At 66.7% G+C, this 12,021-nt stretch carries 1 protein-coding gene (cut by a window edge); it reads right to left on the reverse strand.

Annotated features, from left to right (window positions below):
* A protein-coding gene (locus AmiPiv_RS14140; protein WP_340038117.1) for an LEPR-XLL domain-containing protein crosses the window boundary here: on the reverse strand, positions 1-12,021 show its final stretch. The gene runs 16,509 nt beyond the window's last position; only the last 12,021 of its 28,530 coding nucleotides appear in the window; its start codon lies beyond the right edge, outside the window; its stop codon occupies positions 1-3.

Genomic DNA, 12,021 nt, shown 5'->3' on the forward strand with positions numbered 1-12,021 from the left:
TCAATAGAAGGCGATGTCGTCGTCGCTGCCACGGCCGGCGACGAAGCTGTCGGTGTTCTCGTCGAACAGCAGCACGTCGAGGTCGAGATAGGGCGCGACTTCCTCTTCCTCGCCTACCCTGACCACGATGCTGCCGCTGCGGATGCCGGCGATGATATCGTTCGGCGACAGCGGCGAGAAGGCCAGCGCCTGGAGCGGCGAAAGCTCGGCAGGAACCGACAGGTTCGGGTTGTCCTGGTGAGCCAGCAGCTCGCTTCCGACGCTCGCCGCGAAGCGGCGATCGACCTGCGAATCCCAGACCTGAGCCTTCGTGACGAAGCCGACATTACGCGACGTGGTCGACATTCCGGCGCCCGGCGCTGCCGCACCGCCCACCCGGACGACGTTCATGCCGGCGGGATTGAGCGAGCCTACGGCATTGGCGACATGCGCGCCGATGCCGGCAGTCAGCGGGCTGATCCAGGACCGTCCGAGCACCAGGCTGCTCGACGAGGCGTCGAGCGTCTGGCGCACGATGTCCCGTCCCCCGCCGGCCACGGCCTTGTCGCGGCGCCGGTCGAAGCCGAGGATGTTGGTACCGACACCGCCATTGACCGTGTCGTAGCCCGCGCCGCCCGAAAGCTGGTCGTCGCCGGCCCCAGCGGCAAGGTTGTCGTCGCCGAGCAGGCCGTAGAGCACGTCGTTGCCGTCGCCGCCGACGATGGTGTCGGCATCGACCCTGTACAGCGAGACGCGGGTGACGTCGGTCAGCGGCGCCCCGTGCAGGTAGCCGTAGAGGCCGAAGTTGTAGATGTAGCGCAGCGTCGCCGTCAGCGTCGCGCCGGTCTCGCCGACCGGCAGCACCCGCATCTTCTCGATCATGCCCGGCTGGCCGGTCGTCTCGACGATCGGCAGGATGGCCGCCATGTCGCCGAACACGACGTCGTTGCCGGCGCCACCGTCGATCACATCGCTGTTGAGCACGATGAAATCGAAGCCGGGACGCCTGGACTGGCGCTTGTCGGCGGCCTCGAGCAGCCAGCTGTTGACCGAGCCGTTGATCGACCAATCCTTGGTCTTGCCCGCGGTGAGCTTGGATTGCACGCCCCAGGCTTCCGCCCTCGCCGTACCGCTGCTCATGTTGCCGAGATAGAGCCTGTCCAGCGTGCGGAAGAAGGCGTTCTGCAGCCCGCTTGCGATCACCCCCTGGGTGGTCCCGGTGTGGCCGATGCCCATCATCGGCTGCTCGATGAGCGCCACGTCGCCGATCAGCACGTCGCCGCCGTCATTGCCGTAGATGGTGTCGTTGCTGACATCGAGGCCGTAACCCAGGCCGTTGCCGAACAGCCAGTCGCCGGCCTTGTTGACCGTGGCGTCGATCGCGTGGTCTCGGCCGATGTGGGCAACGAGCGCTGCGGCGCGGCTCTGGTCCTGGGCCGCCAGCGCCGCATTGATCGCGGCAAGCTCCGTGGTCGTCAGGCTGGCCGGCCTGGCGGCCGTCGACGACGTCACCAGCGGGACGTTGACCAGACCATGATCGCCGACCACCAGGTCGGAACCGGCGCCGCCCGAAATCGTGTCCTTGCCGATGACGAGGCGATGGGTGGCCGCGCGCAGCGCCGTCTGGCCGGGCACGAAGACCGCTCCGCCCGGATTGGTCCTGGCACCGAAGTCCAGCACCACCTTCTCGCCGGCGGCGTGCGCGACATAGGAGGTGTCGGCCACGACCGTCTGGAAGTCCATCAGCCAGTTGTAGAGCTTGAGCGCGGCCGCCTTGGCGTCGGCGGCCTCGAGCACCAGCTGGCTCGCCGGCACGACAACGATGCCGCTGTCGCCGAAGATGGTGTCGTCGTCGCCGCCGCCGTTGATCGTGTCCGTTCCGATCACCACGTCGATCGCCGCGCCACCCGGCGTGGCGTCGAGGGCATTCTGGGCAAAGCCCAGCGACGAGAAGTCGGTCAAAAGGTCGCGCAAGGACACCGACAGGCCCGCGATCTCCTTGTCGATCACCGTCAGCGAGGTTTCGGCGATCGCCGTCACGCGGCCGTCATCGCCGAAGATGGTGTCCCTGCCAGCGCCGCCGTCGATGATGTCGTTGCCATAGGCCAGATCACCCACGCGGGTGACGTCGCCGATCAGCGAGGCAAACGCCTTGAAGCTCTGATTGCCCGCCACCGTGATGCTGTTCTTGCCGAAAAACTCGCCGAGGAAGCCTTCCGCCGTCGGGTAGAGCTCGATCTGCGGCATGGCGTTGGTCAGTTCAGCCGGCAGCAGATTGGCTGGCGGCACGACCAGCTCGCCGCCGAACGGCAGCGTGACGTTGATGCCCTGCGCCGCGCCGATGACGCGGAACGCGTTGACGATCTTGGGCAGGTCGGTGTTGAAACCACTGGTGTTGGAGGCGCGGTCGCCGAAGATGGTATCGTCGCCGCCGCCGCCGTTCAGCGTGTCGTTGCCGCGCTGGCCGAAGATTACGTCGTTGCCGTCGCCGCCGGTGATGACGTCGTCATAGGCCGCCTCGAGGTCGAGGCCAATCGCCTGGGTGTTCCAGGGGGTCGGCGCCGACGGGACGTTGGTGCCGATGCCGCCGAGCAGCAGGACATCGGGCGACAAAAGCTGCATCGACAGGCCGTTGCGCGAGATCGTCTTGTTCGAGCTCAGCGCGACCATGCCGGTGATGGTCGCCACCTCCTCGAGCACGACGTTGCGATGCCAGCTGCCGTCGCTGTTGAGCACGGCCGAACCGTCGGGATTGAACGCCCGCAGGATCTGGCCCGCATCACCGAGCACGATGTCGTTGCCGGCGCCGCCATCGATCGTATCGGCACCGAGGCCGCCGACGATCTCGTCGATGCCGTCATCGCCATAGAGCGTATCGTTGCCGCGCTGGCCGAAGATGCGGTCGTCGTCGGCCCCACCGCGGATGGTGTCGTTGCCGGCGACACCATCGGCGAGGTCGAACAGGACAACCTCGCGCAGAAGCGACGGCGCCTTGCCGGGAATGGCGGGATTGAGCCGCCAGACGGTGTTCTTCCAGCTCGTGCCGCCGACCACGCCGCGCGCGATGATGCCGTTGTCGCCGATCAGCACGTCTTCGCCGGCACCGCCGTCGATGGTGTCGTTGCCGTCGGCTCCGCCGACGACGTTGCTGCCGCCGGTGATGTCGTCGTCGCCGGCACCGCCATAGAGCATGTCGTCGCCCTGCTGGCCGATGACCATGTCGTTGCCGTCATCGCCATAGATGGTGTCGTTGCTGCCGCCGTCGCCGGCCCCGACATAGACCGAGATGACGCGCTGGCTATCGGCATAGTCGAGGCCGAACATCGCATGGTCGCCGAACAGGCGATCATTGCCTGCACCGCCATAGATCGTGTCACCACCGGTGCCGCCGATGACGATGTCGTTCGCGCCGCCCGCCCTGATGGTGTCGGCGCCGCCCAGCAGCGGATCGATGGTCAGGCCGCGCTGCAGGTCGGCCACATTCACGTCGTTGACCACCTCGATGGCGAATTCGAGACGGGCATTGTCGCCGAAGACGATGTCCGAGCCGCCGCCCGTGGTGATCGTGTCGCCCAGCGCGCCGCCGACCACGATCTGGTCGCCGTCGCCGGTCTCGATCGTGTCGGCGCCGCCCTTGTCGGTGTCGATCGAATAGGCGAGCTTCGGCAGCGTGCCTTGGAACTCGGCATAGCCGCTGTCGCCGAAGACGACGCTGCTGCCGGTGCCGATCTTGATGTCGTCGCCGGCCCCACCGCCGAAGACGACATGGCTGCCGTCGCCGGCCTCGATCTCGTCGGCGCCGTCATACTGGTCCCAGCCGCTGCGAACCGATGCCAGGCCGCCGGAGACATAGATCGCCTTGCCGTTGTCGCCGAGGATGACGTGGTCGCCGCCGCCAGCCTCGATCTTGTCGCCGCCCGATCCGCCCATCACCACGTGGTCGCCGGCCGCGACCGTGATCGTGTCCGCGCCGCCATAGGCGGTGTCCATCGTTTCGACGCGCACGCGCACGCCATTCTCGTCGAACAGCGCCATGCCGTTGTCGCCGAGGATGACGCTGTCGCCGTCGCGTGCGGTCAGCGCATCGTCGCCGGTGCCGCCGAAGATGATGTTCTTGCCGGAGCCGGCATCGATCCGGTCGTCGCCGCCGAGCGCCGGATTGCTGGTGCTGACCAGGATCACTGTGCGGTCGTTCATCATGTCGAGCGTACCGGGAACGACTTCCAGCGTCGAACCGGCGATCGTCGGCACCTGGGCGATGATGCCGTAGTCGCCGATTATCACGTCGTCGCTGTTCCCGCTGGTGATGATGTCGGCGCCTGCCGCCTCGGGTTGGCCCTGCGCGTCGACGCCGTCGTCGTCGATGATGACGGTTCGCGTCAGGTAGCCGACGTTGAAGGCGGCGTCGCCAATGATCCAGTTCCTGCCGGTGCCGCCTATGATCCGGTCGTCGCCGGTGCCGCCGGCGATGAAACTGGTGCCCTGGCCGCCGGTGAGCGTGTCGTTGCCGGCGCCGCCGTCGATGACCACCACCCCCTTGGCGCCCGAGGCGTCGATCGTGTCGGCGCCATAGTTGACGAACCTGTAGGCCGTGCCGTTGGGCGCCTCTGGCGTAGCGCTGTAGCGCTTGCCGTCAGCCGAAGTGTCGCCGAACAGGACCACCGGGCCGGTGCTGTCGACCACACTCAGCGTGTCGGCACCGCCGCCGCCATGGACCACCGTCAGCGTGTCTTCCGCGGTGCTTTTGATGACGAAGCTGTCGTTGGCGGTGCCGAGCAGCACTTCGACGACGCCTACACCGTTGTAGGTGATGCCGCGCGCCACCGGCACGGGCGGGTTGCCGTCATTGTAGTCGACCATCAGCGGCTCAGAGGGCATGCCGAGCCCGGTGATCGTGTTCTTTGTGAGCACGCCCGAGAGCGGCGCCTGCGCCGTGTCGCTGAACACCACGAGCTGGTCGACGTCGCCTTCGCCGTTCTCGCCGGAATCGACGGCGACCGGGTGGTTGGCTTCCGTCGGCAGCGCCACCGCCACCGTCAGCGAGCGGTCGGTGTCGCCGACGCCGCCGACGATGTTCAGCGGACCGTTGATGCGGCTGAGATCGTGCGGCTGCTGCGAGAAGGCGCGGATGCCGCTCGGCGGGGCCTGGACGGTGCCGTCGAACACCAGGTTGACGGTGACCGGGACACTCCAGTTTCCGGCATCGAACTCGACGTAGTAGCCGTCGGCGTCCTGCTGCACCAGGTTGCCGGGGGCGGCCATGTCGACCTTGGCCTGGCCGTCGATGTTTATGTAGACCTTGACCGGCGCGGTTGGCGCCGCCGTCAGCACGATCTGGTAGCTGTCGGTCTCGCCGGCCTGCGACACGCTGGTGCTGCCGTCGGTCTCGATGATCTCGACGCCCGCCGTGTCGGCATCCACCACGTCGACGCGCACTTCCTGGCTCTCGGCACCCGCATAGACGCCGCCCTGGGCGCTCGATTCCACCGAATGCCGGATGAGCTGGACCAGCCGGTTTTCGGCAACGCCGTCGTTGACCGAGGTTACGGTGACCGTCTGCGCCGCGTTCCAGGCGAAGATGCCGTTGGCCGGGTCGGCCAACAGGGCGAACTTGATCTCGGTGACCGAGAGGCCGAGCTGGCTGCCCGCGGTCAGCTTGACGGTGACGATCTCGCCCGCTGCCGGCGGCTTGGTGAGTTCCACCGTGTAGCTGTCGCCGGCTGCATCGCCCTCGCGCACGCCCGTCGAGCCGCTCGATTCGTTGATCAGCACGTCCGGCTTGTCGTCGTCGATGACCGTCACCAGCACGTTCGGTATCTGGTAGCCGTCGAACTGGCCTTGCGCGGGAGGCGTCAGCGCATTTCCGTTGCCGTCGACATGGATGACCGAATGGCTGATCGCCACGACCGCCTGCCCCTCGCGGGCGCCATCGTCCTCGGCCTTCACATAGATCGTGACGCCGCTGCTCCAGTTGCCGCTGTCGAACGCAACCGTCAGCGATTCCGAGAAATTGACGCCGTCGAGCGACACCAGCACGGTCTTGCCGTTCTTGTCGCGCAGCGCCGCGGACGCCTGCGCCGCCGAGACGGTGACATAGGCGATGGTTCCGGCGAGCGGCGCCGCCGGCAGGGTCAGCTCGTAGCTGTCGATCGAACTCTCGTCGCCCTCGCGGACCTTGAGCCCGTCTGCGGTGTCCACCGCAGCGCTGCTGTCGCCCTTGGCCTTGAAGTCGAGCCCGCGGACGAACAGGCCGTTGTAGCGCGGGTCGTCGCTCTTGACCGTGTGGCTGACCGTTCCGCTGCTGCCGTTGCCGTCATCCGACACGACGGTCTTAGTGACGTCGCCGGCGACGTTGAAGGTGTCGCTGCCGCGGCCGCCGATGAGGGTGGTGACGATGTCGCTCGCCGTCGACAGTACATAGAAGGTGTCGTCGCCCTCGAGACCGTCGACGTCGATCGCCTCGGCATTGGCGACGCGCACGGTGAGCCCGGCGCCATAGACGCCGTCCTTGGTGATGACGAACACGTCGTTCAGTTCGGTGCCGAGCACCACGACCTTGTCGAAGCCGGCGCCACCGTCGATGCTGACCGGCGCGTTGACGTTGTACTGGATGATGTCGTCGCCGGCGCCGCCGTTGAGCCTGACGTTGACGCCGTCGGCCAGCGCGAAGGCGCGAATGACGAATTCGTCGTTGCCGTCCTCGCCCTCCAGCCTGAGATCGGCGTAGTTCGAATAGACGCTGAACTTGTCGTTGCCGTCGCCGCCGTAGAGCACGGCCGGCAGCGTGATGCCCTTCGACAGGTAGCCGAGCGTGGTCTTGATCGTCGCGAAACGGTCTTCGACCGGGGTGATGGCGTAGTTGCCGTTCGGATCGAGACTGCCGTCGGGGCCGATCTTCTCGTTGCGAGAGCTGCCGAACACCTGGCCGACCTGGAAGAAGTCGTCGCCGAGCCCGCCATCGACGGTCAGGATCGACGCATTGTCGTCGAAGTAGAAGCTGTCGTTGCCGGCATTGCCGTTGACGACGACGCGGCCGTTGATGCTGGCGTTGTAGTTGATGCGCTCGAGCGCCGGCGCATAGCCGCCACCGGCCAGCGGCCGCATGTTGGCGATGAAGTTCTTGCGGAACAGGAAGCTGTCGGCCGCCGCCGTGCCTTCGATGGTCAGCGTGTCGACGCCGTCGTCGGAGGCGCCGCTGTCGTAGACGTTCATCACATAGTCGGAGGCGCCATCGATGTTGACGATCACGGCGTCCGTGCCGCCCTGCCCGTCGATGGTGAGTTCGTCGCGCAGGTCGCGGCCGTTGGCGTCCTTGGCGAAGGCGCCGGACACGGTGACGCCCTGATAGGTGTTCATCGTCGGCAACCCGTCGACGACGATCCTGTCCCCGCCCACGCCGCCGCGCACGAAGCTGTTGCCGCGCAGGGCTGCGACGTCGAGCAGGATGTCGTCGCCGTCGTCGCCGCCCGTCACCTCGATGGTCGGAGCCTGGAAGGTGCCGTAGAGCCGTATGGACGAGCCCGTGCCGGCATCCGGATCGCTGAGGCCGGCGTCCTGATAGTCACCGGCGATGACGATCCTGGTCTTGGCTTCGATCGTCGCCGTGGCGTCGACCAGCACGTCGTCGCCCGCGAGCAGGCGCACCTCGCCCACGGTCGCCACCAGCTTCACGTCGGCCTCAACGACGATGTCGTCGTCCCCGCCGGCCTTGTCGGTCGCCACGAACACGAGTTCGTCCTTCTGGACCGTGCTGTCCTCCGCGATCGTGATCGGGCTCGACGCCCTGATGAAGGCGCTGCCGCCGGCGCTGACGCCGGAAATGTCGCTGCGCACGCCGCCGACGATGAGCGCACCAAGGTTGTGGATCCAGGTGTTGTTGTCGCGCGACCAGGATTCGAGATTGCGGACCTGGGTCATCACGCTCTTGCTGCTCTGGCCGATGTCGCGGCTGGCGAACAGATAGGCCCGGCGGGAGACGACGTTTGCCTGCCCGTCGGTGCGGCCGTTGAGCATGCTGCCTTTGAGCACGGTGAGGAACGCCACCGCGTCCTCGAAGGCCGCGGCATTGAACAGCCCAGTCTTGACCTCGCCGAGGATCATGTCGCCAGCGGCCTCGACGAGATAGACGCTGCCCATCTGCGTATAGGCGTTCACCGTGCCGTCGGCGCCGACCGAACTGTCGATCTCCAGCTCGTCGCCGAACGCGCCGACGTCGAGCAGGGCGCGCAGCGTGACGCTGCGCCCGCTGACGTCGGCCCGGGTGCGGATGGGCGTGCCGTCGGGCTGGAAGCTCGCCGGAAGCTCGGCATCCAGGATGCGGCCCGCCGCAGCCGTGAGTTCGACATCACCGCCGGTCGAGGTGATGCCGCGCACGTTCATGTCGCCGCGGGTCTCGGTCAGGAAGATCGAGCCGGCCGCCGTGGCCATGATCGTGCCGTCGTTGACGCGCTCGGCGCCGGCATCGTTGTTGACCTCGCCGGTGACGTCGATTTCCAGCGCGTTGTCGGCGGTGCCGATCGTGCCTTTCGCCGTCAGCAGGATGAGGCGTGCCTCCACCTTGGTCGAGGTCGAGCCGTCGATGGCGTCGAGGATCGAGCCTTGCGTCGCCGTCAGGATGGCGTCGCCGCTGCGCGAATATACGGATTCCAGGCGCAGGTTCGAGGTCGGCGCGGTGATGCGCACGTCGTCCTTGGCGCGCGCGGTCAGCCCGCCCTCGCCGCGCATCGTCACCGTAACCGCATTGCCGGCGTCGCCGATGCGGCCCTGGCCGGCTTCGAGCAGGATGTCGCGGCCATCCAGGTTGACGCCGCCGCCGGCGCCGAGCCCGTTGGTGATGTTGCCGTCGACCTTGATGCGGATCGTATCGCCCGTCACCACGTCGGCGCCAGCCACGATGCTGCCGAGCCTGACGCTTTCCCTGGAGCCGAGATAGACCGCTTCGCCAGCCCGGACCGTCAACACGTCGGAGACGGTGACGTCGACATCCTCGCGGCGGTTGATCAGCACCTTGGTGAGGCGCGCCTGCGTATCCATCGGGTCGTCGAGCACCACGCCGATGTTGACGGTGCTGCCGAATTCGACCGTCAGCGTCTCTCCGTCCGCGAGCGTGATCGTGCCGCCGCTGACCGACTTGACGGTGAAGTAGGCGTTGTCCTGGGTCTCGTTCTTCGTCGTGCCACCGACGTAGATCAGGTCGCCGGGCTTGAACATGCCAGCCGGCCAGGCGCCGGTCGCGAGCTTGATCGTGCCGTTGCTGCCGGCATTGCCGAAGCTGACCTTGGCCTGGTCGATGAAGGCGCTGGCGAATTGCGCCACGCCGACCTTGAGCCCCGTCGCGCTTTCGGCAGTGACAGTCTGGCCCTCGACCAGGATGATCTTGTCGCCGACGATCTTGTCGATCTTGAAATAGGTGTTCCCGGTCGACGGGCCGTTCTGCAACGAGCCTTCGACATAGATGAGGTCGCCCGCCTTGAACATGCCGGACGGCCAGTTGCCGCCAGCAAGCGTCAGCGTGCCGCGTCCGCCTTCGTTGGCGAAGGTCACGCCGGCCCCCGACAGGAAGGTGGCGGCGTTGCTGCGGCCGGTCTCGTAGCCCTTGATGAAGATGACGTCCTGGCGTTCGGCCGCGGCCAGCGCCACGCGCTCCTCTTCGGTCAGCGGCTTCTGCTGGCTGCCGTCGCCGAGATCGATGACCGTTTCGCCCTGCACGTTGCCGACCGACTTGGCGGTTTCGATGGTGACGTTCTTGCCGATGACGTTGGGCTGCTCTTCCACCACTTCCGTATCGCTGACGGACTTGGTGAGGCCGGCGCCGAAAGCACGCAGGAGCTCGTCCTCTGTCCAGACCTTAATGGTCGAGGACAGGTCGCTCGCTTTGCTGCCGACCGCGAACAGGAACTTCTGGCCGTTGATGCGAACCGTGTCCTCGGCGGTTTCACCCAGGCGCCCGAACATCTCGTCGAGATCGCGGTAGTCGGCGGTCTTGGCTGCCGACAGGGCCGTCTCCTCGGCGCCTTGCCTTGCGTCGATATAGGCCTGCAGGTTGTCGAGGACATAGTCGCCGATGCGCGAGGAGACATACTCCTCGAGGCGCATCGCCACATAGTTGGAAAGATAGGCTTCGAGCTCGTCTCCGGTCAGCCCCGCGGCGCCCGCGGACGCCTCCCCATCGGTGCGCAGGCTTGCCGTGCCCTCGGTGGTGTACAGCGCCCTCGCCTCGACCTGCAGCGCCTCGATGCCGGCCACGCGCAGCCGTTCGGCGATCACCGCGCTTTCGGCCGCCGTTACCGGAACCGCATGCCCGGCATCATAGGCGGCCGGATTCGCCTGCGTCCGGCGATAGGTCCAATAGAGCGCGTAGGCGGCATCGATGTCGGTCCGCCAGACGTCGCCGTAGCTGTCGTATTTGTCCTTGAGGACGAGATATTGCGCGGTGCGGGTTGCCTCGAGCGTGGCGATGGCCGCCTCGGCGCCGGCGCCGTACTGCGCCTCCAGGACCGCCCGTTCGCTGGCCGTGAGCTTCACCGTCGATCCGTCGAACTGGCCGCGCAGGCGCCAATACGTGTCGTACTCCTGGCGCATGCCGGACTCGTAGCCCGACAGCAGGGCGTTGATCTTGTCCTGGACGCCGGTGCCCGTGGTGAGCTGCAGGTCGCTCCACACGCCGTTCTTCAGCTCGTCATAGGCGCGCTGGTCCTTGACCGTCACGTAGTCGGCGTCGATCAGCGATCCGGCATCCACCTTGATGTAGACATTGTTGGCCGTCTCGATCCGCTCGACGCGCATGTCGCCGGCGATTTCCGAAACGAAAACATTGCCTTGCGCCTTGATGTTGACTCGACCCTCGGCGCTCAGGCCGGAATCGAGCCGGAGCGTGCGGGCAGTGCTGTTGCCGATACCGCCGAGCGCGCCCGACGGCAGCGTGCCGGCCGCGCCGACATAATGGTCGGCGACCAGCGTGATGTTGTTGCCCTTGACCACGCCGTCCCAATAGGTGCCGTCGGCACGGTCCGCAACGACGATGCCGGCATGCGCGGAAAGGAACACGTCTCCCTTCGCCGCCTCCACCGAGTAGATCGACATGTCGCCCGACTTTTCGTTGATGCGGATGTCGCCGCCGGACGAATAGGCCTTGAGATAGGCATAGGCCGTGGTCGGCTGGTTCACGCCCTTGAAGCCGACGGGATACTGGTCGACGAGGTCGATCTGCATGGCGAAGACGCCGGTGCCGATGCCCTGGTCCGCATCGAGGTCGATGCGCACGCCCTGCACCACGGAGTTCTCGTTCGTGGCCTCGATGACTGTCTGCGACACGATCTGGGTCAGGCCGGTGTCGTTGAGGATGCCGCCTTCGATCAACACCTTGCCGGCGCCGGTCGAGTTGATCTTCACGGTCGCTTCCTCATAGCCGAGGAACTCGATGGCGACCGGCCGGTCGGCCTCGATCGAATGGGTGGCGACGGTGCGCGTGCTCGTTTCAGTGACGTATTGCTGCCAATAGGTCTTCTTGCCGTACCAGGTGCTGGTCGTCCACTTGTTGCCGGGCACCGGCCCGGTCGAATTCAGGACATAGGTCGCGCTGTCGAACTTGTACGGGTCGCTGATGTTGCTTTCGAAGAAGTAGTCGCTGCCGGGCACCAGCGTCGGCTGCTCAAGCACCTCGCGCACGGTGGTGTGCACCGCGTCCGGGTCCCTGGCCAGGGCATCGATGCCGATCCACGACGAAGTGCCGTAGGTGTCGGTGAAGCGATCCTTCTGGACGCTCGCCACCGACCAGCCGTAACGCCAGCCCTGCTTGATCTGGTAGTCCGCCTTGTACTTGAAGGCGCCGTCGGTATTGACGGCCGCGCCCAGCACGCCGCTTCCGAGCGCGGAGACCATCTTCTTGTTGGGCTGCGCCGAACCGCTGGTAGGCACGCCCGGCGTCGGCGCAACCGTCTGCGGCACGAACGGCGTGACCCGCACGTCGACGCTGCCGTCGGCGTTGGTCTGGTACCAGGTCTGGGTGTAGCTGCCTTCCACAGCCTGGCCGTTGCTGAGATA

The sequence above is a fragment of the Aminobacter sp. Piv2-1 genome (assembly GCF_037625995.1).
In the GTDB taxonomy this organism is placed as follows: domain Bacteria; phylum Pseudomonadota; class Alphaproteobacteria; order Rhizobiales; family Rhizobiaceae; genus Aminobacter.